The sequence below is a fragment of the Streptomyces sp. CLCI03 genome (assembly GCF_053615355.1).
Genome location: NZ_CM132132.1, coordinates 3,373,593 through 3,398,415, shown reverse-complemented (window position 1 = coordinate 3,398,415; position 24,823 = coordinate 3,373,593). Strand labels below are relative to the sequence as shown.

The following is a 24,823-nucleotide window of genomic DNA, read 5'->3' as shown; positions in this document are numbered from 1 at the left end:
GAGCCCGCCCTGATCGACAAGACACCCTCTGGCGCCAGGGCGTGTCCCCCTAGAGCTTGCGCAGGCTCAGCTTCTGCACCTTGTGATCGGGCCCCTTGCGGACGACGAGGGTGGCCCGGCCGCGGGTGGGCGCCACGTTCTCCAGCAGATTGGGGCGGTTGATCGTCCGCCACATCGTCTGCGCGTACTCCATGGCCTCCTCCTCGGAGACCTGGGTGTACTTGCGGAAGTAGGAGAAGGGGTTCTGGAACGCGGTCGCGCGCAGCTTCCGGAACCGGTTCAGGTACCAGCGCTCGATGTCCTCGGGGCGGGCGTCCACGTACACGCTGAAGTCGAAGTAGTCGGCGAGGGCGACGCGGGTACGGCCGTCGGTGCCGGGGAGGGCCGGCTGGAGCACGTTGAGGCCCTCGACGATGAGGATGTCCGGGCGGCGGACGACGAGCTCCTCGCCGGGGACGATGTCGTAGATCAGGTGGGAGTAGACCGGGGCCCGGACCTCGTCCTTGCCGGCCTTGATGTCGGCGACGAAGCGGGTGAGCGCGCGGCGGTCGTAGGACTCCGGGAAGCCCTTGCGGGAGGTCAGTCCCCGCCGCTGGAGCTCCTTCATCGGATACAGGAAGCCGTCGGTGGTGACCAGCTCCACGCGCGGGTGCTCGGGCCAGCGGGCCAGCAGGGCCTGCAGCAGGCGGGCCACGGTGGACTTGCCGACGGCGACCGAACCGGCGACCCCTATGACGAAGGGGGTGCCCTGCTGGGCGCCGTGCCCGTTGCCCGCGTCACCGAGGAAGGTGTTGAGGGTGCCGCGGAGGTTGCTGGTGGCGCCGACGTAGAGGTTGAGGAGCCGGGACAGCGGCAGATAGACGTCGCGTACCTCGTCGAGGTCGATGACGTCGCCGAGACCGCGCAGCCGCTCCACCTCGTCGGCCGTGAGCGGCAGCGGGGTCCGCTCCCGCAGCGCGCTCCACTCGGCGCGGGTGAGGTCGACGTAGGGCGAGGCCTCGGGACCGCGGCGGTGTCCGGGGCGGGCGGGGTGCCCGTCCCGGCCGGTGCGCTCCGTTGCGTTGTCCGGCGTGTTGCTTCGTGGCGGCGAAGTGATCACACCGCCATTGTCGGGGCTCCGGGGCGGTTGTGGGTGGTGTGGTCGGTCACGTGCCCGAGGGGAGGGACGGCCACCGGGCCGGGGCCCGACTCGTGGGCCTGAGGTTGTACGCGCACTGGTTGCGATAGGGAATTCATGGGGTCTCGTCCGGGTCACGATCGCCGACGAACGCCACCCCGGGCCACACGGTGATCGATCGACCCGTACATTGTTGATCACCGCAGTCATGTCCACGCCCCCGCTTCGGGGGCGCGGTTCGTGCTGCCCTTTCGCAGCCGTCTCCATGGGGGAGCCCTCTCGTGCGCAACACTCTCGTCCGTCGTACCGTCCTGACCGCGTCCGCGGTGTCCCTGGCCCTGCTGGCGACCGCCTGTGGCTCCGACAAGAAGGACGACGCCAAGGCCGACGCCAAGCCGTCCGGGGCCTCCTCGTCGGCCCCCGCCGCCGCGGCCAAGGGGAAGACGGACGCCGAGCTGGCGCCCCTCCTGCTGACCCAGGCCGAGGCCCCCAAGGACAGCCTCGTCAAGGCGCCCTCCGCGGACCAGCTCAAGAAGCTCGCGGCCACCACCGACAAGGCCGAGTGCAAGCCGCTCGGCCAGGCCGCTTCGATGGAGCCCCAGGGCACCTCCACCGGTGTGGCCCGCACGCAGGTCGGCGGCACCTCCGGCAAGGCGGCCGACCCCAACGCCTCGGCCGAGGACAAGTTCAAGGCCGGCCTGGAGCTGCTCGCCGGCGCCACCGGCACCTCGGTGACCCTGACCTCCTACGACGGCAAGGGCGCCGAGGAGGCGTTCGCCGCCTTCAAGAAGGCGGGCACCGCCTGCGCGGGCGGGTACACGATGACGCAGGACGGCGATGCCCTGAAGATCAACAAGGTCGTCGCGGGCGACGCCGTCACGGCCGGCGACGAGTCCGTCTCCTTCCTGGCGGACTTCGGTGACGCCGAGACCCCGATGGCCGGCCAGGTGGTCATGGTGCGCAAGGGCAACACCCTCGCCACGTTCTCGGTGCAGAACATGAGCGGCAAGCCGGTGCTCTCGAAGGACATCGTCGACGCGCAGGTCAAGAAGCTCGGCTGACGTCTGCCCGCAGACACGTCTGCCCGCAGACCCATCGACCCGCCCCGGCGCACGCGCCGGGGCGGGCTTTTCGTCTTGTTCGGCTACGGGGCAGACGGCCAACTACGGCGTACGCTGCGGCCTATGTGCGGAATTGTGGGTTACGTGGGAGCGCAGTCGGCGCTCGATGTGGTCATCGCCGGACTCAAGCGGCTGGAGTACCGCGGCTACGACTCGGCCGGGGTCGCCGTACTCGCGGACGGCGGCCTGGCGGCCGTCAAGAAGGCCGGGAAGCTGGTCAATCTGGAGAAGGAGCTGGTCGGGCACCCGCTGCCGTCCGGTTCCACGGGGCTCGGACACACTCGATGGGCGACCCACGGCGGGCCCACCGACGCCAACGCCCACCCGCACCTCGACAACTCGGGACGCGTCGCCGTCGTGCACAACGGCATCATCGAGAACTTCGCCGCGCTGCGGGCCGAGCTCACCGAACGCGGACACCGCCTGGAGTCCGAGACGGACACCGAGGTCGTCGCGCACCTGCTGGCGGAGCGGTTCTCGGCCACCGGCGATCTCGCGGAAGCCATGCGCCACGTCTGCCGGCGCCTGGAAGGCGCCTTCACCCTCGTCGCCGTGCACGCCGACGAGCCCGACGTGGTCGTCGGCGCCCGCCGCAACTCGCCCCTGGTCGTCGGTGTCGGCGAGGGCGAGAACTTCCTCGCCTCGGACGTGGCCGCCTTCATCGCCCACACCCGGTCCGCGATCGAGCTGGGGCAGGACCAGGTCGTCGAGCTCCGCCGCGAGGGCGTCACGGTGACCAACTTCGACGGCACCGCCGCGACCGTGCGGGCGTACCACGTGGACTGGGACGCCTCGGCGGCCGAGAAGGGCGGCTACGACTACTTCATGCTCAAGGAGATCGCCGAGCAGCCGAAGGCCGTCGCCGACACCCTCCTGGGCCGGATCGACGCGAGCGGCTCGCTGACCCTGGACGAGGTACGCATCCCCGTCTCGGTGCTCAGGGAGGTCGACAAGGTCGTCATCGTGGCCTGCGGTACGGCGTACCACGCGGGCATGATCGCGAAGCTGGCCATCGAGCACTGGACCCGCATCCCGTGCGAGACGGAGCTGGCGAGCGAGTTCCGCTACCGCGACCCGATCCTGGACCAGCGGACGCTGGTCGTCGCCATCTCGCAGTCCGGCGAGACCATGGACACCCTGATGGCGCTGCGCCACGCGCGCGAGCAGGGCGCCAAGGTGCTGGCCATCTGCAACACGAACGGGTCGACGATCCCGCGCGAGTCGGACGCCGTGCTCTACACGCACGCCGGTCCCGAGGTGGCCGTCGCCTCGACCAAGGCCTTCCTGACCCAACTGGTGGCCTGCTACCTGGTCGCGCTCTACCTCGGCCAGGTCCGGGGCACGAAGTGGGGCGACGAGATCGAGGCCGTCATCCGCGAACTGTCGGACATCGCCGCGGCCGTGGACACGGTCCTGGAGACCATGGAGCCGGTACGCGAACTCGCGCGCTCCCTCGCCGACAAGAACACCGTGCTGTTCCTGGGCCGGCACGTCGGATACCCGGTGGCGCTGGAGGGTGCGCTCAAGCTCAAGGAGCTGGCGTACATGCACGCCGAGGGCTTCGCGGCGGGCGAGCTCAAGCACGGGCCGATCGCCCTGATCGAGAAGGACCTGCCGGTGGTGGTGGTCGTACCGTCGCCGCGCGGCCGGTCGGTGCTCCACGACAAGATCGTCTCGAACATCCAGGAGATCCGCGCGCGCGGGGCGCGGACCATCGTGATCGCGGAGGAGGGCGACGAGGCGGTCGTCCCGTACGCCGACCACCTGATCCGGATCCCGGTCACGCCGACGCTGCTCCAACCGCTGGTGGCGACGGTTCCGCTGCAGGTGTTCGCGTGCGAGCTGGCGACGGCGCGCGGCAACGAAGTGGATCAGCCGCGTAACCTCGCCAAGTCGGTGACGGTGGAGTAGTAGGCGGCTGGAGTTGTCGTTGTGATTATCGGCGTCGGGATCGACGTAGCGGAGATCGAGAGGTTCGGCGCGGCACTGGAGCGCACCCCGAACCTGGCCGGACGGCTGTTCGTCGACGCCGAGTTGACACTGCCGAGCGGCGAGCGGCGCGGGACCGCCTCGCTCGCCGCCCGGTTCGCCGCCAAGGAGGCACTGGCCAAGGCGCTGGGCGCGCCCGCCGGGCTGCTGTGGACCGACGCCGAGGTGTACGTCGAGGACAGCGGCCGGCCGAGGCTGCGGGTGTCCGGGACGGTCGAGGCGCGGGCCCTGGAGCTGGGCGTCACGTCCTGGCACATCTCGCTCAGCCACGACGCCGGTGTCGCCTCCGCCGTGGTGATCGCAGAAGGGTAGGGGTAGTCCGTGCGCACTGCTCACAGCGTGGAGACCGTACGGGCCGCCGAGCGCGAGCTCATGGCCCGGCTGCCCGAAGGCGCCCTGATGCAGCGGGCGGCGGCCGGCCTCGCCGCCGCCTGCGCCGGGCTGCTGCGGCGGGCCCGCGGCGGGGTCTACGGGGCCCGGGTCGTGCTGCTCGTCGGCCCCGGGGACAACGGCGGCGACGCGCTGTACGCGGGTGCCCGGCTGGCCCGGCGCGGGGCCGGGGTGACGGCCGTGCCGATGGACCCCGAGCGGATGCACCCGGGCGGGCTGGCCGCGCTACGGGCCGCCGGTGGACGGGTGGAACGGGCCGTACCGCAGCGGGCGGACCTCGTCCTGGACGGGCTGCTCGGGATCGGCGGCAAGGGCGGCCTGCGCCCGGCGGCCGCGGCCCTGGTGGAGGGCGTCCCGCCGGGGGTCCCCGTGGTCGCGGTGGACCTGCCGAGCGGGGTCGACGCGGACACCGGGGAGGTGGCGGGTCCGGCCGTGACCGCCGCGGTGACGGTGACCTTCGGGGCGTACAAGCCCGGCCTGCTGATCGACCCCGGGGCCTCGCGGGCGGGCGCGGTGCACCTCGTCGACATCGGGCTGGAACTCCCGTCGCCGCAGGTGCAGGCGCTGCAGCACGCGGATGTGGCGAGGCTGCTGCCGGAGCCGACGGCGACGAGCGACAAGTACCGGCGGGGCGTGGTCGGGATCGTCGCCGGGTCCGCCCGGTACCCCGGCGCGGCGGTGCTCGCCGTGGCGGGGGCGCTGCGCGGGGGCGCGGGAGCGGTGCGGTACGTGGGGCCGGCGGCCGCCCAGGAGGCGGTGCTCGCCCGCTACCCCGAGACACTGATCGGGCCCGGCCGGGTGCAGGCGTGGGTGGTCGGCCCGGGGCTGGGCGAGGGGCGCGCGGGGGAGGTCGCGGAACTGCTGGCGGGGGACACGGCGGTGCTGGTCGACGCGGACGGGCTGCGCGGACTGGACCCGGCGGCGCTGCGGGCCCGGACGGCCCCCACCCTGCTGACCCCGCACGCGGGGGAGGCGGCGGCGCTGCTGGGGGTGGAGCGCAAGACGGTGGAGGCGGGCCGGCTGGACGCCGTACGGGCGCTGGCGCGGCGGTACGGGGCGGCGGTGCTGTTGAAGGGTTCGACGACCCTGGTCGCCTCCGATGCGGAGAGCACCGTTCGGGTGAACCCGACGGGCACCCCGTGGCTGGCCACCGCGGGCAGCGGCGACGTGCTGTCCGGGCTGGCCGGGTCGCTCCTGGCGGGCGGGCTGTCCGGGGCGGACGCGGGCGCGGTGGGCGCGTACCTCCACGGCCTGGCGGCGCGCCGCGTCGGCGGCCCCCTGCTGGCCCACCAGGTCGCCGAAGCCCTCCCGGAGGCCTGGCGCGACACCCGCCGCCCCTGACGGCGAGAAGGGCCGCGGGGAGCGGCTCCGCGCGGCGGCGGCGCCGCGTCCACCGGCCCCCGTGGCGGAAGCGCGGTGACCGGTTGGGCCAGCCCCCGCAGGCCCTGGCGGGGGTTCTGAGAGACTGACCCCGATGAACGAGACAGCGACGCGCGTGTACGCCGAGATCGATCTTGACGCCGTACGGGCGAACGTGCGCGCACTGCGCGAGCGGGCGCCCCGAGCCGCATTGATGGCCGTGGTCAAGGCGAATGCCTATGGGCACGGCGCCCTGCGGTGCGCCCGGGCCGCCCAGGAGGCCGGGGCCACCTGGCTCGGTACCGCCACGCCCGACGAGGCCCTCGCGCTGCGCGCCGCCGGGATCCAGGGGCGCCTGATGTGCTGGCTCTGGACCCCCGGCGGGCCCTGGCGGGAGGCCGTCGAGGCCGACATCGACGTCTCCGTCAGCGGAATGTGGGCCCTCGACGAGGTGCGCCGGGCCGCCCGCGCGGCCGGCCGCACCGCGCGCATCCAGCTCAAGGCCGACACCGGCCTCGGCCGCAACGGCTGCCAGCCCGCCGACTGGGAGGCCCTGGTCGCGGCGGCCGTCGCCGCCCAGGCCGAAGGAACCGTCCAGGTCACCGGCCTCTGGTCGCACTTCGCCTGCGCCGACGAGCCCGGGCACCCCTCGATCCAGCTCCAGCTGGCCGCCTTCCGCGACATGCTCGCGTACGCCGAGAAGGAGGGCGTCGAGCCCGAGGTCCGGCACATCGCCAACTCGCCGGCCACCCTCACCCTGCCCGAGTCGCACTTCGACCTGGTGCGCTGCGGGCTGGCCGTCTACGGGGTCTCGCCCGCCCCCGAGCTCGGCACCCCGGCCCAGCTGGGCCTGCGGCCCGCGATGACCCTCAAGGCCTCCCTCGCGCTGGTCAAGACGGTCCCCGCCGGGCACGGCGTGAGCTACGGCCACCACTACGTCACCGACACCGAGACGAACCTCGCGCTGATCCCGGCCGGCTACGCCGACGGCATCCCGCGGCAGGCCTCCGGCCTCGGCCCGGTGCTCGTCGGCGGCAGGATCCGCCAGGTCGCCGGGCGCGTCGCGATGGACCAGTTCGTGGTCGACTTGGGGGAGGACCACGCCCGCGCGGGTGACGAGGCCGTCATCTTCGGGGACGCGGAGCGCGGTGAACCGACCGCCGAGGACTGGGCACGAGCGGCGCACACGATCGCGTATGAGATCGTCACCCGTATCGGTGCACGTGTACCCCGGGTGTACCTGGGCGGCTGAGCGGAGTGAGGGCGGCGGCGTGAGCGAGAACTGGCGCAAGGCCGGCTGGGCGGGCGCCGCCATCGGCGTGATAGCCGCGGGCGCGGCGGCCGGTGTCGCGGTCGAACGGATCACCGTCGGGCGCGGCATGCGGATGAAGGCACGCCTGGCCCTCGACGCGGCCGGGGACTACGGCTCCCTGCGCGGCGCCGAGGGGATCTGCCGGGCCGAGGACGCCACCGAGCTCTACTACGAGGTCGACGAGCTCCCCGAGGACGGCAAACGGCGGCGGCTGCGGCGCAAGGCCGAACCCCAGGCCACCGTCGTCTTCTGTCACGGCTACTGCCTCGGCCAGGACTCCTGGCACTTCCAGCGCGCCGCCCTGCGCGGCGTGGTCCGCGCGGTCTACTGGGACCAGCGCAGCCACGGCCGCAGCGCCCGCGGCCTCGCCCAGGCGGACGGCGAGCCGGTGAGCATCGACCAGCTCGGCCGGGACCTCAAGGCCGTCATCGACGCGACCGCCCCCGAGGGGCCGCTGATCCTGGTGGGTCACTCGATGGGCGGCATGACCATCATGGGATTCGCCGAGCAGTATCCCGAGCTCGTGCGCGACCGCGTCGTCGGCGTCGCCCTGGTCGGCACGTCCAGCGGCCGGCTCGGCGAGGTGACCTACGGGCTTCCGGCCGTCGGCATGGGCGCCGTGCGCCGGATCCTGCCGGGCGTGCTCAAGGCGCTCGGCTCGCAGGTGGAGCTGGTGGAGAAGGGCCGGCGGGCGACCGCGGACCTCTTCGCCGGAATGATCAAGATGTACTCGTTCGGCTCCCGGGACGTGGACCCGGGCGTCGCGCGGTTCGCCGAGCGGCTGATCGAGGCCACGCCCATCGACGTGGTCGCCGAGTTCTACCCGGCCTTCCAGACCCACGACAAGACCTCCGCGCTCCAGCTGTTCGCGGACCTGCCGGTCACGGTCATCGCCGGGGACAAGGACATGATCACCCCGGCCGCGCACAGCGTCGCCATCAAGGAGGCGCTCCCCGGCGCCGACCTCGTGGTCCTGGAGTCCACCGGGCACCTGATGATGCTGGAACGCCCGGAGACCGTGACGCGGCTGCTCACCGAGCTGCTGGCGCGCACCGGGGCGGCGGCCCTCCCCGCAGCGACTAACGTTGGCGGGCATGGAAGAAGTACCGCTGGAAGCACAGCGCAGCCAGGCGCCGGCACCTGAGGCCGCGGCCGGCGCGGAGACCCGGATCACCATCGACTCCCCGGACGCCATGCAGGAGTTGGGCCGCAGGATCGCCGCCCTGCTGCGCCCCGGCGACCTCGTCCTGCTGACCGGCGAGCTGGGCGCGGGCAAGACCACGCTCACCCGGGGCCTCGGCGAGGGCCTGGGCGTGCGCGGGGCCGTGACCTCGCCGACCTTCGTGATCGCCCGCGTGCACCCCTCACTGACCGGCGGACCGGCGCTGGTGCACGTGGACGCGTACCGCCTGGGCGGCGGGCTGGACGAGATGGAGGACCTCGACCTCGACGTCTCGCTGCCCGAGTCCGTGGTCGTCGTGGAGTGGGGCGACGGCAAGGTGGAGGAGCTCTCCGACGACCGGCTGCACGTGGTGATCGCGCGGGCGGTGGGCCACGAGGAGGTCCTGGACGACGTACGAGAGGTCCTGGTGCGCGGGGTCGGGGAGCGCTGGAGCGCCGGCGCCGGACTCGACGCCCTGGCCGGGGCCCTCTCGGAGTAAACGTACCGACAACTCGTCGGCAAGATATTGCGCTGTCGGCGGCCCTCGTGGTGACATGGTACCGAGAGTTTCTTAGGTATGCCTAAGCACGGTGTCCCGGGTCCAGGAGGCAGCCATGTCGGCACCAGCAGGAGCACATCGCGAACCCCGCCCGTCCACCGTCTCCATGTGGACGCTCCTCGCCGCCGGCGTGGCCGCCACCGCCGTCTCGACCCCACCCGCGCGGGAGTACGCCACGCGCCCGATCGGGCCCGTGGACACGGCACACGAAGAGGCCGCTCCGGAGTCCGAAGCGGCCTGAGGGGCGTCCCGGCAGTGGCCCGCGGGCGTCCCGGACGTCGTGGCTGTCCCGGCGCATCACCCGGTCGGGTGAATGAGCGGGCGCCCCGCCCGTGATCCGTCAGCGGTCCGTCAGGGAACGACGACGACCTTCGCGGCGATCGTCGCGAACGCCCACATCGCGTCGCCGTCGGCACGGGTCATCCGGATGCCGCCGGTCTTCTTGTTCGGGTCGGGCTCCGGCAGCGCGCCGTCCGTACGGGCGCTGAAACCGACCGCCACACCCTCCGTACTCGCGAACCGCACGACGTGCTCGATCGGTACACCGTCCGACCCGGTGACCGAACCCGAGCGCGAACCGACCGTGTACGTGCCCGGCTTCGGGTGCACCGTGCTCGGCATCACCGTGAACGACTTCGGCGGCTGCGCGGGGTCGCCCACCAGCCACACCCGCTTCTGACCCACCGAGTACACGACGCGCACCCCGGTGCCGGAACCCTCGGGCACGGCCACCGGCTTCGCCGGATCCTGCTTGGCGGCCGGGCTCGCGGCGGGGGCCGGCTCCTGCGCGGCCGCCTTCGGAGGGTGCGCGGGAGCCGTGGCGGAAGCCTGGTAGCCGAGGAAGCCGACGACGGCCACTGCCGCGGCGGTGAGCCCGGCCACGATTCCCGAGCTGCTGCGTGCCACCTTGCTCCACCTTTCCGCGCCGACCGATACCACGTCAGGTACCCCGTCGAAAGGTAGCAGCCGCCCTGCTCCGAGACCGGCCGCAAGGGGTGCGGCCGCCGGAGTCGTAGGCTGTTCGCGTGCTCTTGCTCGCCGTAGATACCGCCACGCCCGCCGTCACCGTCGCCCTGCACGACGGTGAGTCCGTCGTCGCCGAGTCGAACCAGGTCGACGCCCGCCGCCACGGGGAGCTCCTGCTGCCCTCCGTGGACAAGGTCCTCGCCGAGGCCGGGGTCACGCTCGAAGCCGTCACCGGCGTCGTCGTCGGGGTCGGCCCCGGCCCCTACACCGGGCTGCGCGTCGGCCTCGTCACCGCCTCCACCTTCGCCGCCGTGCTGGGCGTGCCCGTGCACGGCCTGTGCACGCTCGACGGCCTCGCGTACGCCGCGGGCGCCGCCGGCATCGAAGGCCCCTTCGTCGTCGCCACCGACGCGCGGCGCAAGGAGGTCTACTGGGCCCGGTACGAGGACCCGCGCACGCGCGTCGGCGAGCCGGCCGTGGACCGCCCCGCCGACATCGCCGAGCAGGTCGCGGGCCTGCCCGCCGTGGGCCAGGGCGCGCTCCTCTACCCCGAGGTCTTCACGGACGCCCGGAACCCCGAGCACCAGTCGGCCGCCGCCATGGCCTCGCTGGCCGCGGAACGCCTGGCGGCGGGCCTGGAGTTCCTGCCTCCGACCCCGCTCTACCTGCGCCGGCCCGACGCCCAGGTGCCGAAGAACTACAAGGTGGTCACCCCACAGTGACCCCGGCGACCCCCCACACCGTGCGTGCGATGCGCTGGTGGGACATCGGGCCCGTGCTGGAACTGGAGCACGAGCTGTTCCCCGAGGACGCCTGGTCCGCCGGCATGTTCTGGTCAGAACTCGCCCACGCCCGAGGCCCCCAGGCCACGCGCCACTACATCGTCGCCGAGGACGCGGCGGGCCGTCTGGTGGGCTACGCCGGACTGGCCGCCGCCGGTGACCTGGCCGACGTACAGACCATCGCGGCCGCCCGCGACCAGTGGGGGACCGGGCTCGGCGCCCGGCTCCTGACCGACCTGCTGCGCGCCGCCACCGCGTTCGAGTGCGCCGAGGTGCTGCTGGAGGTACGGGTGGACAACACCCGCGCCCAGAAGCTCTACGAGCGCTTCGGCTTCGAGCCCATCGGCTTCCGGCGCGGCTACTACCAGCCCGGCAACGTCGACGCGCTCGTCATGCGACTGACCGACCCCGCACAAGCACGAACTGAGAGCAGTGAGAGCAATGGCTGACGAACCGCTCGTCCTCGGCATCGAGACCTCCTGCGACGAGACCGGCGTCGGCGTCGTCCGCGGCACCACCCTGCTCGCGGACGCGATCGCGTCGAGCGTCGACGAGCACGCCCGCTTCGGCGGCGTCGTGCCCGAGGTGGCCTCGCGGGCCCATCTGGAGGCGATGGTCCCCACCATCGAACGCGCCCTGAAGGAGGCCGGGGTCAGCGCCCGCGACCTCGACGGCATCGCCGTCACCGCCGGTCCCGGCCTCGCGGGCGCGCTGCTCGTGGGCGTCTCGGCGGCCAAGGCCTACGCCTACGCGCTCGGCAAGCCGCTCTACGGGGTGAACCACCTCGCCTCCCACATCTGCGTGGACCAGCTGGAGCACGGGCCGCTGCCGGAACCCACGATGGCGCTGCTGGTGTCCGGCGGGCACTCCTCGCTGCTGCTGGCCCCGGACATCACCTCCGACGTACGGCCGCTCGGCGCGACCATCGACGACGCGGCGGGCGAGGCCTTCGACAAGATCGCACGCGTGCTCCAGCTGGGCTTCCCCGGCGGCCCGGTCATCGACCGGCTCGCACGCGAGGGCGACCCGAAGGCGATCAACTTCCCGCGCGGCCTGACGGGCCCGCGCGACGCCGCGTACGACTTCTCCTTCTCCGGCCTCAAGACGGCCGTCGCCCGCTGGATCGAGGCGAAGCGGAAGGCGGGCGAGGAGGTCCCGGTGCGCGATGTGGCGGCGTCCTTCCAGGAGGCCGTGGTGGACGTGCTGACGCGCAAGGCGATTCGCGCGTGCAAGGACGAGGGCGTCGACCACCTGATGATCGGCGGCGGTGTCGCGGCCAATTCGCGGCTGCGCTCGCTGGCGCAGGAGCGGTGCGACGACGCGGGGATCATCCTGCGGGTGCCGCGGCCGAAGCTGTGCACCGACAACGGCGCGATGGTCGCGGCCCTGGGCGCGGAGATGGTCAAGCGGAACCGGCCCGCCTCGGACTGGGACCTGTCGGCCGACTCCTCGCTGCCGGTGACGGACCCGCACGTGCCGGGCACCGCGCACGAGCACGGGAGCGGGAACGGCCACGGGCACAGTCACGATCACGACCACGACCACGTGCACGAACTGAGCAAGGACAACCTGTACTCGTGAGCACCGTCGCGCTGATGTGGGAGGCCCGGGCCGCCGACGGCCGGGGCAACGAGCTGCTGGAGTGGGCCCGCGCCCAGGTCCTCGCCCGGGAGCCGGTGCGCCGCGAAGTGTTCCGGGCCCCGCAGGACCGGGTGCTCGTGATCACCTGGTGGGAGGCCGCCGAGGGCGTCGCGGCCGACCTTCCCGAGCTGCCGGAACCCGCCGCCGACCTGATCACCCGAGCGGTGCACCGCTGGCGCTTCGAATCGGTGGAGGTCGACGGCGGCTGAGCGGGCCGGAGCCGCGGCCGGGTCAGGCCCGGTGCCCAGGGCTAAGGGGTGTCGGCGGGGGCCGGCGCAGGGGCGCCGATCAGCATCGAGGGGGCACCCGCCACCCGGGTCAGGAAGACGGTCGCGGAGTTCGGTCCCTGCGGCTTGACCTTCCTGCGCAGTTCCTCGGGCTCGATCGCCGAGCCGCGCTTCTTCACGGTCAGGATCCCGACGCCGCGCTCGCGCAGCAGCGCCTTCAGCTTCTTCAGGCCGAAGGGCAGCACATCGGTGATCTCGTACGCCGTCGCGTACGGCGTCGCGCGCAGCTCGTCGGCGGTGATGTAGGCGATGGTCGGGTCGATCAGCCGCCCGTCCAGCTGCTCGGCGACCTCGGCGACCAGATGGGCGCGGATGACGGCGCCGTCGGGCTCGTAGAGCCAGCGGCCGACCGGTCCGGCCTCCGGATCCGGCAGCGGATCGGTGGTGTGCAGCTCGCGCGGCCCGGGGAGCAGGGTGGCGCGCACGGTCCCCGGCGCGGTCCCGAACCAGAGCACGGCCTCCTTGACCTCCCCCTGGTCGGAGACCCACTCGGCCTCGGCCTCCGCGGGCACGGCCTCGTGCGGGATCCCGGGCGCGATCTTGATGGCGGCGTACTTCGCCGCCCGGGCCGTCTCCACCGCCCACGACAGCGGTGGTGAGTAGGATTCCGGGTCGAAGATCCGGCCGCGGCCCCCGCGCCGGGCCGGGTCGATGAAGACGGCGTCGTAGCCGGCGGTGTCCACCTCCGCCACGTCCGCCTCCCGGACCTCGATCAGGTCCGCCAGGCCCAACGCCTCGGCGTTGGCGCGCGCGACGGCGACCGTGAGCGGGTCGTGGTCCACCGCGAGCACCCGGATGCCGAGCCGGGCCGGCGCGAGGGCGTCGCCGCCGATGCCGCAGCACAGGTCCGCGAGGCTGCGTACGCCGAGGGCGGCGAGCCGCTCGGCCCGGTACGAGGCCACGGACGCGCGGGTGGCCATCTCCCCGCCGCCGGGCGTGAAGTACATCCGGAAGGCGTCCTCGGCGCCGAACTTCGCCACCGCGCGCTGCCGCAGCCGGGCCTGCCCGAGCGCGGCGGAGACCAGGGCGGCGGGGTGCTCGCGGCGCAGCCGGGTGGCGAGGGCCAGCTCCTGCGCGGGGTCGTGGTCGCGGAGCGAGTCGAGGAGGGCGCGGCCCTCGGGGGTGAGGAGGGCGGCGAAGTCTTCGGGGGTCACGGGTCCATTGTCGGCGACGGGGCGGACGCGGCCGGTGTGGGCCAGTCGAAGGAAGGTGGGACCGCGTTCGCGGTGTCTTCCGGGGAGACCGTGTGTCGGGTGTCAGGATGCGCTGCTATGCAGCTAGTACGACAAAAGGGAAATAAGTCGCAACAGGGTCACCGGTACGCGGCAGGTCCGCGCGGCCGGTTCGGGGTGGCCGTGGCGGCCCTGCTCGTCGCCGCCCTCGGTACGGCGTGCGGCTCCGGGGACTCCGGGCCGGACAAGGCCGCGAAGGAGAAGGCCGCCAAGGCTGCGGAGGCGGGCGCCGCGGGCGCCCTCAGCGCCGCCGAGAAGGCCAAGGCGGCCCAACAGGCGCGCGTCGTCGCGGCCAAGAAGTGGGGACTGCGCAAGACCCCGCTCGCCGCCCCGCCGGCACCGAAGGAGAAGCCCGAGATCCACACGCGCGACGGCTTCGAGGTGGAGGACCAGGAGGAGTACCCGAACGTCTTCACCACCGTCCCGACCGAGGACAAGGTCGTCTTCCTGACGATCGACGACGGCTCGGAGAAGGACCCCGAGTTCCTGAAGATGATGCAGGAGCTGAAGATCCCGTACACGGCCTTCCTCAGCGACTACGTCGTACGGGACAACTACCCGTACTTCAAGAAGATGCAGGACGCGGGCGTCACCCTGAACAACCACACGCTCAACCACCGCTACATGCCCGGCCTGTCCTACGAGCAGCAGCGCGAGGAGATCTGCGGCCAGCAGGACACGATCCAGAAGCAGTTCGGCAAGCGACCGACCCTCTTCCGGCCGCCGTACGGCAACTACAACCAGGACACCCTGCGCGCGGCGAAGTCCTGCGGCATCAAGGCGGTCCCGTTGTGGAACGCGGAGGCGTTCACCAATCGGATGGACTACCGGGAATGGGACCGCGATCTGCACCCCGGTGACATCATCCTCACTCACTTCCGGGGCAAGGAGGACTGGAAGGGCACGATGCCTGACATGATCCGTCATGTCATGAAGACCGTCACGGACAAGGGATACGCCGTGGCTCGCCTGGAGGACTATCTGTGAAGCACGCGCGCCGGTTGGTAGCCGGAACGCTGGCGGCCGGCGCGCTCGCGCTGTCCCTGACGGGGTGCGGGGACAGCGCGGACCCCACCGAACGACTGGCCGCCAAGACGGCGCAGCCGACGGCCGGGGCGGACGGCGCCACGCCGTCGACGGCGTCGCGGTCGCCGTCGCCGGCGCCGGGGGGCGCATCCGACGAGGCGTACAAGAAGTGGGGCCTGACGGCCCCCCTCCAGTACGCGCCCAAGCCGGCCCGGAAACCGCAGATCCCGAAGACCGGGCCGGGCAAGGTCCCCGTGATAGACCGAATACCCGTCCCGGCCGACGACAAGGTCGTCTTCCTGACCTTCGACGACGGTGCGGAGAAGGACCCCGAGTTCCTGAAGATGGCGGCCGACCTCAAGCTGCCGATCAGCATGTTCCTCACGGACAGCGTGGCCTCGGCGGACTACGGACACTTCGAGAAGATCCGCGACAACGGCTCCGCGAGCACGATAAACAACCACACGCTGACGCACCCGAATCTGCGCACCCTCTCCTTCGAGGGGCAGAAGAAGGAGATATGCGGCCAGCAGGAACGCCTGGAGAAGCGCTTCGGCCGGCGCCCGCCGCTTTTCCGCCCGCCCTTCGGCAACTACAACGACGACACCCTCCGGGCGGCCTCGGAGTGCGGAGTCTCGTCCCTGGTGCTGTGGCGGGTCTCGATGCAGATCAACAACTTCCAGTACGCCGAGGGCTCCGCCCTCAAGCCGGGCGACATCATCCTGGCCCACTTCCGCGGCCCCGGTGAGCTCAAGGGCACGACGGAAACCCAGATGACGACGCGCATGCTCCAGCGCATCCAGGAACAGGGCTACCGGATCGGGCGGCTGGAGGACTACTTGTAGGGCGGGGAGAGGCGGGGCGGGGCGGCGGCTTCGGGGGAGCGCGTCCGATCGCTACGCGCTCCCCACCTCTCAGCGTCTCCAGCCCGTCCTGGGCCGGACACAGGTGGCCCGCGGCCTCGTTCCGACGGCTAGGCGGAGGCGACGACCTCGCCGGCTGTGACCTGCGGCGGGTTGGGCAGGTACTGGGCCAGGTTGGCGCGTACGAAGTCCGCCGCCCGCTCGATCGACTCGTCGGCGCCCGCACGGTCCCGGAAGACGCTGGTGGACACCATCACCCCGCCTCCGGCGTCGACCCAGAAGTACGCCACGAATCCGGCGACCTGCCGCATGATCGGCACGAACCCCTCGTCGACGATGCGCCCGGCCTCGGCCGGGTCGGTCACGCCTTCATACCGCCGGACAGCTGCGTACATGGTCGATCTCCTCAACGGTGGTCGGCGTCGTTGCGAAGAGGACGTACCCGGACCGGCGCGTACTTGGCGCACGAGGCGCCCGGTTGTCACCGGAAGGGACGCGGCCCGCCTGGAGCAGACAAGGGTTCTCGCCCGGTCCCGCCACCGCAGCCGGTCGTCTAGGCGTCGAAGTCGTACTCCAGCACGTAGGAGGCGGAGTCCAGCGTCATCTCGTTGACCTCGACGACCCGCCCACCTTCGGCGAACGCGGTGCGGACGATGTGGATGACGGGTGTGCCCATGGAGAGCGAGAGCCGCTCGGCCTCGTCCGCCGAAGGCATCCGGGACCGGACCTCCTCCCGGAAATGCACGGGCGCATGCCCCAGTTCGGCCAGCCGCGCGTACGCCCCACCGGGGCCGGTGTCGACCTGCGTGATGGCCGAGTCCGCGACGACGTCCGACGGCAGGTACGACATCGCGAACAGCACGGGCTTGCCGTCGAGCACGAAGCGGCGGCTGCGCGCCCACACCCGAGTCCCCGTCGCAACGCCGAGCACGTCGCAGACTCGCCCGTTCGCATCTTCCTCACGTACCTCGATCTGATCGACGACCAGCTCTCGATCCTCGGTATCGGTGGACCAGACGGAACGTCCCGATCCCCACCGCTCCTGCGCCAGCCGCTGAATACCGCGCCGCCGCAGGGGCCTGAACGATCGGCCTGAGATGTCCTGGCCGGTCATGAAACCACTCCTTGAGGTCAGCGCACGACAGGGCCGTCGGCCGCTCGCCAGTCGTTGATGCGTTTGCGGATGCTGGGCACCATCGGGAGGTTCTCGGTCGCTTCGGGGGTGAACCACGCGACTTCGAAAGACTCGTCGGACGTCCTGAGGGTTCCGCCGGTGGGGTGGGCGAGAAGGCAGATCGAGAATTCCTGACGGACTTCCCCGTTGTCATAGGCGAAGACGTGTCCGGGGTTCGTGTACGTACCGACGATCCCGGCGATCTCGACCGTGATGCCGGTCTCCTCAAGTGTCTCCCGGACCGCGCATTCGCCGATGCTCTCCCCGAGTTCCATCCTTCCGCCGGGCAGGGCCCACATCCCGTTGTCCGTACGTCGCTGCAGCAATACCCGGCCGTCGCCGTCGACGACGATCGCGGAAGCGGCCGGCACCAGGTTGTTCGCTTCGGGGGCTTCGGGGTCGTCCTCGTAGTCACGCCGGGCCATCACGACCCTCCTCCCGGATGTCACGTCCACGGCTCCACAGCTCTTCCACATGAGCGGCGAACCGGTCGAACATTCCATCCGCCTGTCTGCGCCGCAGGTGCATCATCGGTGAACCATGGCCGACCCTGCGGGCGAGGATGGGAGTAACGATCATCTCGTCGTCGAACCGGAAGACGGAAAGGTTGACGTGCCCGGTTTCGAAACGGCCTTCGATACCACTGACGTCGCGTAGCTTCTCCAGCTCGCTCAGGGTCACGGCGATGCGCGTGGAAAGGGTCAGCGGTACGTCTTCCTCTGCCTCTCGTGCTGCCGTTACGGGACTGCTCGGGTCACCGATCAGGAACCGCACCCGGCATCCGCCCTGGGCCTTGCGGCGCAGGGCGCCTGCCGGGTTGGCCTGCTCCAGCGAAAGGAAGTAGTTGGTGTAGCCGGCGAACACCAGCTCGCGATGCGCTTTTGTCACGAGGGACTTCCACAGGCTCGCCGGCGCGGCCGATCGATAGGGAAAGACCTGGACTATTTCTCTGTCCGGCCCCGTGGTGAGGGCCGACCGGACTGCGTTGGGCCACAAGGCTGCCTCCTCCTCGCCTAATGCCTCGCAGGCCGCCCATCGGTGCCGCGCAGGGGGCACACGATTCGGCTCGGTGATCCAGCGACCGACCGTCTTCGCGTCGACCCGACAGGCTTCTGCGAGCTGCACTTCGGTCATCCTGGCATTCGCCATGGCTCGACGCAGCGAATGATTCACGGTTCGCCTCCGCGCTGGGTCAGGGACGTACGAACCGTAGCGACAGAGCGTCCCAAACGTCCTGTGAACGCAGTGGCAACGCTCTGACGAGGGACGGAACATCAAGTCATGTCTCTTTCGCTACACCAGAGTCGACGCCCCGGAGGAGATCCGCTCGCGCAGCGATCTCACGACGGAGGAGTGGTCTTCGTGGGTCGACACCGCGAGATGGTCTTCATCACGAGGGAAGACGACCCATCGGTCCGGACGGCAGTGATGGACGAGCCCGGCACGGATCTGTTGGACCGGGCGCTGGTCGGGTGGGAACGCTTCCTCGGCACCTACGGGGTGGCGGATGAGTGATCGGTACGAGTACGTGCCGCACCGACTCCCGCGCCGCCGCGTCCGTGACATCGCTTCAGGTGTCGAGGGCGAGTTGATGGCAGTGATCAACGAGAACGTCTCCGATGCCGGCGTCGAGCGCTGGATGGAGCTGGCATACATCCGTGGTGCGTCCGGTCGTGAGTTCACCACCTCGGTCGCCAATGTGCAGCCTGCCTGACGAGGGGCGTCGTGCGCGCGGCGCCGGCTCCAGGGCCGTGCAGGCCTCGCAACGGCCACAGGCGGCCGTCGGACGCGTGAGTGAGGAGCGCCAACGCGTCCTGGGCGGCCTATGTCCAGCCCAGGACGGTCGTCGGACGCTGAGAGGTGGGGAGCGTGTAGCGATCGGATGCGCGTCCCCGGCGCGGGCCGTGGTCCGGATGGGCCTCGCCTCGGGGCCGTGCCCACCTGTATCTCCCTGGGCATCTCTGATCGCCCCGTTCCTGAAAGCTTCGACCGACTCGTTCTTTTGGGGGCTTCTCGGCAGTCTTTCGTTTCTCCGGGGCGGGACGGTCGGTCAAGGGTGGCCGCAGGCCATCGCGAAGCGACGCGACGAAGGAGCGCCCTTGAGGGACCGGCCCGACCCGGAGGGACGATGGGACTGACGGGAAACCCCCATACCCCACCCTGATGCCGCCCGAGTGGACCCCGCTCCCCGAAGCCCCGTCGCACCCGCCCGGCGCCGCCCGAGCGGGCCCGCCGTCCCGAAGCCCCGTCCCCCTACACCCGCACCACCGGGGTGATCGTCGTTTCCACCGGGCCGTGGCTGTCCGCCTCGCGTTGGCGTTCCGCGCTGTCGCTGATGCGTAGGAGCAGCGCGATCATGATCCAGTTGGCCAGGAGGGACGAGCCGCCCTTGGCCAGGAAGGGCAGGGCCTTGCCCGTGAGGGGGATCAGGCCCGTGACGCCTCCGGCGACCACGAAGACCTGCAAGGCCAGCGCCGCGGCCAGGCCCACCGCCAGCAGCTTGCCGAAGGGGTCGCGGGCGCCGAGTGCCATGCGCAGCCCGCGCTGCACGAGGAGCGCGTAGAGGATCAGTACGGCCATCACCCCGGCCAGGCCCAGCTCCTCGCCCACCGTCGTCAGGATGAAGTCGCTGCGGCCGGCGAACTTGATCAGCTCGGGGTGTCCCATGCCGAGGCCGGTCCCCGAGATGCCGCCCGTGCCGAAGCTGAACAGCGCCTGCGCCGACTGGTCCGAGGTGATGCCCGGGGGCGGGTTCTCCCAGTAGACGGAGAGCGGGTTCAGCCAGGCCGCCACGCGCGCCTTGACGTGCGGCTCCGTCGAGCCGACCACGAAGGCGCCCGCCGAGGCCATGACCAGGCCGCACACGATCCAGCTGGTGCGCTCGGTGGCGACGTACAGCATCACCACGAAGACGCCGAAGAAGATCAGCGACGTGCCCAGGTCCCGCTCGAAGACCAGTACCAGCATCGAGAGGATCCACACCGTGATGATGGGTCCGAGCTGCCGCATCGGAGGCAGGCGCATGCCGAGGAACCGGCGGCCCGTCAGGGCCAGCGAGTCGCGGTGGATGACCAGGTAGCCCGCGAAGAAGATCGCGATCATGATCTTCACGAACTCGCCGGGCTGGATCGAGAAGCCGAAGAGGATGATCCACCGCTTGGCGCCGTACGTGTCCGCGCCGAAGAACGCGGGCGCGATCAGCAGGACCAGCGCGACCGCCATCGTGATGTAGATGAACCGCTGGAGCAGCCGGTGGTCGCGCAGCAGGGCCAGGACCGCGATGCAGGCGGCCACGCCGACCACCGTCCACAGCAGCTGGCCCGGGGCGTTCGCCTCCGAGTTCCACCGCTCGATGTAGCCCTGGTCGAGCCGGTGGATCAGTACGAGCCCCAGGCCGGTCAGCAGCATGGCGAGCGGGAAGATCAGCGGGTCCGCGTAGGCCGCGAACCGGCGTATGCCCAGGTGCCCCACCAGCGACAGCAGGGTCATGCTGATGGCGAAGTCGATGAATTTGGGTGGCAGCTCGCCGTTCATGGCGAGGCCCGCGGCGGCATGGCCGAAGACGGCGATGCCGGTGACGAAGACCAGGAGCAGCGCCTCGGTGCGCCGTCGGGCGACCGCCGTCGTCAGTGGTTTCAGTCCACGCACGGGATGCCGCCGACGTCCTGGGGGGCGGACGGGACGGACGGGGAGGACGGCGGGGGTGCTGCCTCGCGTGAGAACGAGGGCGAAGGCGAGAACGAGGGGGAGGGTGAGGGTGAGGACGGGGCGCCCGGTGTGCCGGGGGCGGCGGAATCTTTGGGTCCGATCTGTTCGGCAATGAGGCGCTTTATCTTCATATCATCTACGACGTTGATGTCCTCCCCATGGTTCCTTCCGAAGCGCTCGACGGGAAGCGTCGTGAAGCGCACCTTCCCTCCGGACAGGTTCTTCGCCTGCTTCAAGAACGCCGACAGATCCCACCCTTCGTCCGTCACCACGTCCTGTTTCGCGACGTCGAGCAACTTGATCAACTTCGCCGGATCCGTGAAGGTCCCGGCCGAGTTCAGCTTCTTCGCCGCGCCCGCGAGAAAGGCCTGCTGCCGCTTGGTGCGGTCCAGGTCGCCGCCGTCCAGACCGTGCCGCTGCCGTACGAAGGCGAGCGACTGTCCGCCGTCGAGCGTCTGCGGACCCGCGGGGAAGTCGGCGCCCGAGTACGTGTCCTTCACCGCCTTGTTCAGGCACACCGGTACGCCGCCCAGCGCGTCCGCCAGGTGGTGGAAACCGGCCAGGTTCAGCTCGGCGAAGTGATCGATCGGGACCCCCAGGAAGTTCCGCACCGTCTCGATCTGTGCCGCGCGCCCCGCCTCACGGCCGGCCTGCTCGCGGTGCCGACCGTCCTCGACCCCCCGCGCCGCGAGCTGCTCCTGCTTCTTCTCCTTCGCCAGCCCGTACGCCTTCTTGATCTTGTCCTTCCCGTGGCCGGGTATGTCGACGAAGTCGTCGCGCGGCACCGAGAAGGCCTTCGCCTGGCTGCCGTCCCCGGGCACGTGCAGCAGGATCAGGGTGTTCGCGTTGTAGCCGCCGATGTCCGAGCTGCCGGCGTGCAGCTTGTCGAGGACCTCGGCCGGGAGCTTCTCGCCGTTCTGGTCCCGGCGGCTGTCCAGGCCCATGAGCAGGATGTTGCTGTCGCCGAACTTCGATCTCTCCGCGCCTTCGAGGGCCTTGGAGCTGCCGATGCCGGCGGCGAGGTCGCGGTACAGGTACCAGGCACCGCCCCCGGTCAGGGCCACCAGCGCGCAGCCGCAGACCAGCAGCGTGCGGGCCGCTCGTCGGCGGCGGGACGGGTGGCGGCGGGATCGGGTCGTCGGCTTCCTCCGGTGCGCGCTCATGCCTGTCGATGGTGGGGGAGGAGCGCTGAAGGAATCCTGAGAGCGCCCGGCGCGGAACCACGAGGGGGTCCCGGCGCTACGGGATGCGCAGTACCAGCCGCGCGCCCCCGGTGGGCGCCGGCAGCGCGCGTACGTCGCCCCCGTGCGCCCGCGCGATCTCCCGGGTGATGGCCAGCCCCAGCCCGGTGCCGCCGCTGGCCCGGCCACGGTCCGCGTCCAGGCGGACGAACCGCTCGAACACCCGGTCCCGGTCCGCCTCCGGGATGCCCGGGCCGTCGTCCGTGACCTCCAGCACCGCCCAGCCGTCGCGCTCCGCCGCCCGTACGACCACCTCCGCGCGGGCGTACCGCAGGGCGTTGTCCACCAGGTTGGCCAAGGCCCGCTCCAGCCGCGCCGGGTCGCCGGACGCCGGTACGGGCGCCCCCGCGTCGAGCCGTAGCGCGACCCGCGGCCCGCCCCGCTCCCCGCCCCGCTCCCCGCCCCGCCGGGCCGCGTCCTCCGCGGCCAGCAGCGCCAGGTCCACCGGCTCGCTCCGGGGTGCCGGTCCGCCGTCGAGGCGGGCCAGCAGCAGCAGGTCCGCCGCGATCGCCTGCAGCCGTTCGGTGTCGGTCAGCGCGGCCGCGACCGATTCCCGGTCGGGGCGGTCCATCGCGAGGGCCACCTCCAGCCGGGACCGCACGGCGGCCAGCGGGTTGCGCAGCTCGTGGGAGGCGTCCGCGGTGAACTGCCGCTGCCGGGCGTCGGAACGCTCCAGCCGGTCGAGGGTGTCGTTGACGGTCCGGGCCAGCCGGGCGATCTCGTCCGCCCCGCCCGGGTCCGGAACCCGCCGGTCCAGCTCGCTCCCGGTGACCGCCGCCAGTTCGGCACGGATCGCGCTCACCGGTCGCAGCGCGCGGCCGGTCACCCACCAGGCCAGGGCCGCGGCGAAGGCGGTCAAGGGCGGCGCGCCCGCCAGGAGTCCGATCGCCACGGCTCGGGTCGCGTCGTCCACGTCGCCGAGCACGGTCATCGCGTACACCCGGTGCGCGCCCGGAGCTTCGACGACGACCACCGCGCGGCGTTCCCCGCCGGGGCGTGCGGGCGGGAGTACGGCCGACCGGGAGTCCGCGCCGGGGCCGGGCAGCGGGGCGCCGGTCAGGTCGGGGGTGTGCTTCGGGTCGCCGGTGGTGGCGACCGTCCGGCCGGCCGCGTCCTGTACGAGGACCAGGTCCACCCCGCTCTCGGGCACGGGCAGCCGTCCGCCGGGCGGCAGGGTCCGGTTGTCGAGCTGGGCGGCGACCTTGCGGGCGGCGAGTTCGGCGCGACCGGTGGTGTTGTCGAGGAGGTTGGCCCGCAGCAGGGCGTGCAGCCACAGCCCGCCGCCGGCGAGGACGGCGGCCATGGCCAGTGCCGCGGCCGCGGCGGTACGCGCCCGGATACCGCTAACCACCGTCGGGGGCCATCCGGTAGCCGGTGCCGTGGACGGTGCGGATCGAGCGGCGGCCGAAGGGGGCGTCGATCTTCTTGCGCAGGGAGGAGACGTACACCTCCACGATGTTCGGGTCGATGCCGTGCGGGGTGTCCCAGACCTCGTCCAGGATGTCCTGCTTGGCGACGGCCCGGCCCGGCTGCTCCATCAGACAGGCGAGCACACCCAGTTCCCGGGCGGTGAGCTCGATGTCCCGGTCGCCGCGACGACAGCGGCGGCCCTGCGGGTCCAGGACGAGGTCGCCGGCCTGCAGCGTGCCGCGGTCGGGGGTGCCGGCGCGGCGGGCCAGCGCCCGGATCCGGGCGGCCAGGACCACGAAGGAGAACGGCTTGGCCAGGTAGTCGTCGGCGCCGGAGTCCAGGCCCTCGGCCTCGTCGTGCTCGCCGTCGCGGGCGGTGAGCATGAGGACCGGGGTGGTGTCGCCGTGGGCGCGCATGCGGGTGCAGATCTCGTGGCCGCCGGGACCCGGGAGCATCAGGTCGAGGAGGACGACGTCGTACGGGCCGCCGGCGAGGGCGAGGTCCAGCCCGCGGTGGCCGTCGTGGGCGACGTCGACCCGGTGCCCGTCGGCGGAGAGGCCCCGCCGCAGGGATTCGGCGAGGCCTTCTTCGTCTTCGACCACGAGGATGCGCACGGCTCAAGCGTCACATATCGGTGAAACCCTCAGGAGTGGTGCTTCGGTGTCGTGCCGACGGGCGGTTCCGACCCCACGGCTGCGGCGGACCCGGCAGCGGACCCGGCAGCGGATCCGGCGGAGGACCCGGCGGCGGTGTCGGCGGACCATCCGGCACCGGTTTCGGTACCGGATCCGGCGTGCGGGATCCTGACCGGCCCGAAGTTCGGGGGGAGGTCGGCCGCGGCGGGCCATGCCCGGCGGCGCCGGCGGCGTTCGGCGGCGTCGCGGGTGGCCGCCGTCAGCGCCCACGCGGGGAACGCGAAAGCGGTCAGGCCGAACCCCATGGGTATCAGCGAGGTCGCCAGGTCCGGCGGGACCGCCTTGTCGGCCGACGGTCCGCCGACGAGGCGGGTCACCGGCTCCTGCGGCCGACTGTGGAAGACGCCCTCGGATTCGATCGGGCGGATCGTGAACGAGCCGTCGGAGGCGGTGAAGGAGCCCTCGCACTCTCCTTGCGTCTCGCCCTCGGAATCCAGCTCCCAGGTGCAGCGTTCGGCGGTGAAGGAGCCCTCCACCCCCGTCAGCTGGGTCACCAGCCGCGGTACGCCGACCGAGAACGCGTAGATCCCGCACGCGAGGCCGATGACGATGGGGATGGCGTGCTGCACGTCCACGCCCGAGCTCTGCCTGGTCATGCGGGGACAGTAGCGATTCCGAACGTTCGTACGCTCGCGGTTCCGGGGTTCCGGGCCCGGTCCGCGCAACGCCCGGTGGCGGGAATTGGCACTCCGCTTGACCGAGTGCTAATCGCCGGAATAGTCTCGCACCTGGCACTCACCCCTGGTGAGTGCCAACACAGCGACAGGCAGATCCGGCACCCGCGACGAC

Annotated in this window: 27 protein-coding genes and 1 pseudogene; 16 read left to right on the top strand and 12 right to left on the bottom strand. The window is 71.8% G+C overall.

The genetic code is table 11. The features are described from left to right. Positions 1-49 precede the first annotated feature (49 nt). Entirely contained in the window at positions 50-1,099 is a 1,050-nt protein-coding gene (coaA, locus tag ACWG52_RS15455) for a type I pantothenate kinase (protein WP_389807808.1), read from the bottom strand. A 299-nt stretch (positions 1,100-1,398) separates the two neighbouring features. On the opposite strand from coaA, the gene ACWG52_RS15450 reads away from it, so the two are divergent. From ACWG52_RS15450 to ACWG52_RS15415, 8 genes are all read left to right on the top strand, one after another. Next, a complete protein-coding gene (locus tag ACWG52_RS15450) occupies positions 1,399-2,178 on the top strand; it encodes a hypothetical protein (RefSeq protein ID WP_389807806.1) in 780 nt (259 codons plus the stop codon). 123 nt (positions 2,179-2,301) lie between these two features. Next, entirely contained in the window at positions 2,302-4,149 is a 1,848-nt protein-coding gene (gene glmS / locus ACWG52_RS15445) for a glutamine--fructose-6-phosphate transaminase (isomerizing) (protein ID WP_389807804.1), read from the top strand. 21 nt (positions 4,150-4,170) lie between these two features. Then, on the top strand, positions 4,171-4,539 hold the full coding sequence (locus tag ACWG52_RS15440; RefSeq protein ID WP_033225080.1) for a holo-ACP synthase: 369 nt from the start codon (positions 4,171-4,173) through the stop codon (positions 4,537-4,539). A gap of 9 nt (positions 4,540-4,548) precedes the next feature. Next, a complete protein-coding gene (locus ACWG52_RS15435; protein WP_453128918.1) occupies positions 4,549-5,958 on the top strand; it encodes an NAD(P)H-hydrate dehydratase in 1,410 nt (469 codons plus the stop codon). A 133-nt stretch (positions 5,959-6,091) separates the two neighbouring features. Next, on the top strand, positions 6,092-7,228 hold the full coding sequence (gene alr / locus ACWG52_RS15430; RefSeq protein WP_389807799.1) for an alanine racemase: 1,137 nt from the start codon (positions 6,092-6,094) through the stop codon (positions 7,226-7,228). Next, positions 7,173-8,432, top strand: a complete 1,260-nt coding sequence (locus ACWG52_RS15425; protein ID WP_389807796.1) for an alpha/beta fold hydrolase — start codon at positions 7,173-7,175, stop codon at positions 8,430-8,432. The genes alr and ACWG52_RS15425 overlap by 56 nt, the downstream gene beginning before the upstream one ends. Then, a complete protein-coding gene (tsaE, locus tag ACWG52_RS15420; RefSeq protein ID WP_267882833.1) occupies positions 8,383-8,949 on the top strand; it encodes a tRNA (adenosine(37)-N6)-threonylcarbamoyltransferase complex ATPase subunit type 1 TsaE in 567 nt (188 codons plus the stop codon). Before ACWG52_RS15425 ends, tsaE begins: the two co-directional genes overlap by 50 nt. 115 nt (positions 8,950-9,064) lie before the next feature. Next, a complete protein-coding gene (locus ACWG52_RS15415) occupies positions 9,065-9,250 on the top strand; it encodes a hypothetical protein (protein ID WP_389807794.1) in 186 nt (61 codons plus the stop codon). Between the two features lie 110 nt (positions 9,251-9,360). On the opposite strand, the gene ACWG52_RS15410 is transcribed toward ACWG52_RS15415, so the two are convergent. Beyond that, positions 9,361-9,915 (bottom strand): hypothetical protein, encoded by a 555-nt coding sequence (locus ACWG52_RS15410; RefSeq protein WP_030725877.1) that lies wholly within the window; start codon positions 9,913-9,915, stop codon positions 9,361-9,363. 119 nt (positions 9,916-10,034) lie between these two features. Between ACWG52_RS15410 and tsaB the strand changes: the two genes are divergently transcribed. The 4 genes from tsaB to ACWG52_RS15390 are packed head-to-tail and all read left to right on the top strand — an operon-like array spanning position 10,035 to position 12,607. Further along, a complete protein-coding gene (gene tsaB, locus ACWG52_RS15405) occupies positions 10,035-10,697 on the top strand; it encodes a tRNA (adenosine(37)-N6)-threonylcarbamoyltransferase complex dimerization subunit type 1 TsaB (RefSeq protein ID WP_033225084.1) in 663 nt (220 codons plus the stop codon). A gap of 29 nt (positions 10,698-10,726) precedes the next feature. Continuing rightward, on the top strand, positions 10,727-11,206 hold the full coding sequence (gene rimI / locus ACWG52_RS15400; RefSeq protein ID WP_051763744.1) for a ribosomal protein S18-alanine N-acetyltransferase: 480 nt from the start codon (positions 10,727-10,729) through the stop codon (positions 11,204-11,206). Continuing rightward, complete coding sequence (gene tsaD, locus ACWG52_RS15395) at positions 11,199-12,338, top strand: tRNA (adenosine(37)-N6)-threonylcarbamoyltransferase complex transferase subunit TsaD (protein ID WP_453128917.1); 1,140 nt, start codon at positions 11,199-11,201, stop codon at positions 12,336-12,338. The genes rimI and tsaD overlap by 8 nt, the downstream gene beginning before the upstream one ends. Beyond that, positions 12,335-12,607, top strand: a complete 273-nt coding sequence (locus ACWG52_RS15390; protein ID WP_030725866.1) for a hypothetical protein — start codon at positions 12,335-12,337, stop codon at positions 12,605-12,607. Before tsaD ends, ACWG52_RS15390 begins: the two co-directional genes overlap by 4 nt. Positions 12,608-12,648: 41 nt before the next feature. Here ACWG52_RS15390 and ACWG52_RS15385 read toward each other — a convergent pair whose 3' ends face one another. Further along, on the bottom strand, positions 12,649-13,839 hold the full coding sequence (locus tag ACWG52_RS15385; protein WP_453128916.1) for a class I SAM-dependent methyltransferase: 1,191 nt from the start codon (positions 13,837-13,839) through the stop codon (positions 12,649-12,651). Positions 13,840-14,034: 195 nt separating this feature from the next. Here ACWG52_RS15385 and ACWG52_RS15380 point away from each other — a divergent pair, with 195 nt between their 5' ends. Both ACWG52_RS15380 and ACWG52_RS15375 read left to right on the top strand, forming a co-directional pair. Then, the gene (locus ACWG52_RS15380) at positions 14,035-14,904 is read left to right on the top strand and encodes a polysaccharide deacetylase family protein (RefSeq protein ID WP_030725860.1); all 870 of its coding nucleotides are present in this window, start codon (positions 14,035-14,037) and stop codon (positions 14,902-14,904) included. Continuing rightward, entirely contained in the window at positions 14,901-15,788 is an 888-nt protein-coding gene (locus ACWG52_RS15375; protein ID WP_389807786.1) for a polysaccharide deacetylase family protein, read from the top strand. The genes ACWG52_RS15380 and ACWG52_RS15375 overlap by 4 nt, the downstream gene beginning before the upstream one ends. A gap of 128 nt (positions 15,789-15,916) precedes the next feature. Here ACWG52_RS15375 and ACWG52_RS15370 read toward each other — a convergent pair whose 3' ends face one another. The 4 genes and pseudogenes from ACWG52_RS15370 to ACWG52_RS15355 all read right to left on the bottom strand — a co-directional run bounded on the left by ACWG52_RS15370 (position 15,917) and on the right by ACWG52_RS15355 (position 18,153). Next, a complete protein-coding gene (locus ACWG52_RS15370; RefSeq protein ID WP_389807784.1) occupies positions 15,917-16,201 on the bottom strand; it encodes a hypothetical protein in 285 nt (94 codons plus the stop codon). 158 nt (positions 16,202-16,359) lie between these two features. Further along, the gene (locus tag ACWG52_RS15365; protein ID WP_389808247.1) at positions 16,360-17,109 is read right to left on the bottom strand and encodes a UTRA domain-containing protein; all 750 of its coding nucleotides are present in this window, start codon (positions 17,107-17,109) and stop codon (positions 16,360-16,362) included. After that, positions 17,040-17,405, bottom strand: a pseudogene (locus tag ACWG52_RS15360) (NUDIX domain-containing protein); the annotation flags it as partial. The gene ACWG52_RS15365 and the pseudogene ACWG52_RS15360, both read right to left, overlap by 70 nt. After that, entirely contained in the window at positions 17,392-18,153 is a 762-nt protein-coding gene (locus ACWG52_RS15355; protein WP_453128915.1) for an XRE family transcriptional regulator, read from the bottom strand. The gene ACWG52_RS15355 and the pseudogene ACWG52_RS15360, both read right to left, overlap by 14 nt. Before the next feature lie 189 nt (positions 18,154-18,342). On the opposite strand from ACWG52_RS15355, the gene ACWG52_RS15350 reads away from it, so the two are divergent. Together ACWG52_RS15350 and ACWG52_RS15345 are read left to right on the top strand one after the other, a co-directional pair. Beyond that, positions 18,343-18,495, top strand: a complete 153-nt coding sequence (locus tag ACWG52_RS15350) for a hypothetical protein (protein WP_389807781.1) — start codon at positions 18,343-18,345, stop codon at positions 18,493-18,495. Further along, the gene (locus tag ACWG52_RS15345) at positions 18,488-18,694 is read left to right on the top strand and encodes a hypothetical protein (RefSeq protein ID WP_389807779.1); all 207 of its coding nucleotides are present in this window, start codon (positions 18,488-18,490) and stop codon (positions 18,692-18,694) included. Before ACWG52_RS15350 ends, ACWG52_RS15345 begins: the two co-directional genes overlap by 8 nt. A 539-nt stretch (positions 18,695-19,233) precedes the next feature. On the opposite strand, the gene ACWG52_RS15340 is transcribed toward ACWG52_RS15345, so the two are convergent. The 5 genes from ACWG52_RS15340 to ACWG52_RS15320 all read right to left on the bottom strand — a co-directional run bounded on the left by ACWG52_RS15340 (position 19,234) and on the right by ACWG52_RS15320 (position 24,630). After that, a complete protein-coding gene (locus ACWG52_RS15340; RefSeq protein ID WP_389807776.1) occupies positions 19,234-20,628 on the bottom strand; it encodes an FtsW/RodA/SpoVE family cell cycle protein in 1,395 nt (464 codons plus the stop codon). Next, on the bottom strand, positions 20,616-21,851 hold the full coding sequence (locus tag ACWG52_RS15335) for an LCP family protein (protein WP_389807773.1): 1,236 nt from the start codon (positions 21,849-21,851) through the stop codon (positions 20,616-20,618). The genes ACWG52_RS15340 and ACWG52_RS15335 overlap by 13 nt, the downstream gene beginning before the upstream one ends. Before the next feature lie 76 nt (positions 21,852-21,927). Beyond that, positions 21,928-23,280 carry a sensor histidine kinase gene (locus ACWG52_RS15330; RefSeq protein WP_390169074.1) on the bottom strand — a complete coding sequence of 451 codons (1,353 nt, stop codon included), beginning with the start codon at positions 23,278-23,280 and terminating at the stop codon, positions 21,928-21,930. Continuing rightward, the gene (locus ACWG52_RS15325; RefSeq protein ID WP_389807768.1) at positions 23,273-23,953 is read right to left on the bottom strand and encodes a response regulator transcription factor; all 681 of its coding nucleotides are present in this window, start codon (positions 23,951-23,953) and stop codon (positions 23,273-23,275) included. The genes ACWG52_RS15330 and ACWG52_RS15325 overlap by 8 nt, the downstream gene beginning before the upstream one ends. A 29-nt stretch (positions 23,954-23,982) precedes the next feature. Beyond that, positions 23,983-24,630, bottom strand: coding sequence for a hypothetical protein (locus ACWG52_RS15320; protein ID WP_390169072.1), 648 nt, complete (start codon positions 24,628-24,630; stop codon positions 23,983-23,985). Positions 24,631-24,823: the final 193 nt, after the last annotated feature.

Excerpts from the sequence above, each read along its gene's own strand:
- glmS (WP_389807804.1), top strand. The coding sequence starts at position 2,302 with ATGTGCGGAATTGTGGGTTACGTGGGAGCGCAGTCGGCGCTCGATGTG.
- alr (WP_389807799.1), top strand. The coding sequence starts at position 6,092 with ATGAACGAGACAGCGACGCGCGTGTACGCCGAGATCGATCTTGACGCC.
- ACWG52_RS15425 (WP_389807796.1), top strand. The coding sequence starts at position 7,173 with ATGAGATCGTCACCCGTATCGGTGCACGTGTACCCCGGGTGTACCTGG.
- tsaE (WP_267882833.1), top strand. The coding sequence starts at position 8,383 with ATGGAAGAAGTACCGCTGGAAGCACAGCGCAGCCAGGCGCCGGCACCT.
- ACWG52_RS15415 (WP_389807794.1), top strand. The coding sequence starts at position 9,065 with ATGTCGGCACCAGCAGGAGCACATCGCGAACCCCGCCCGTCCACCGTC.
- rimI (WP_051763744.1), top strand. The coding sequence starts at position 10,727 with ATGCGCTGGTGGGACATCGGGCCCGTGCTGGAACTGGAGCACGAGCTG.
- tsaD (WP_453128917.1), top strand. The coding sequence starts at position 11,199 with ATGGCTGACGAACCGCTCGTCCTCGGCATCGAGACCTCCTGCGACGAG.
- ACWG52_RS15370 (WP_389807784.1), bottom strand. The coding sequence starts at position 16,201 with ATGTACGCAGCTGTCCGGCGGTATGAAGGCGTGACCGACCCGGCCGAG.
- ACWG52_RS15345 (WP_389807779.1), top strand. The coding sequence starts at position 18,488 with ATGAGTGATCGGTACGAGTACGTGCCGCACCGACTCCCGCGCCGCCGC.
- ACWG52_RS15335 (WP_389807773.1), bottom strand. The coding sequence starts at position 21,851 with ATGAGCGCGCACCGGAGGAAGCCGACGACCCGATCCCGCCGCCACCCG.
- ACWG52_RS15320 (WP_390169072.1), bottom strand. The coding sequence starts at position 24,630 with ATGACCAGGCAGAGCTCGGGCGTGGACGTGCAGCACGCCATCCCCATC.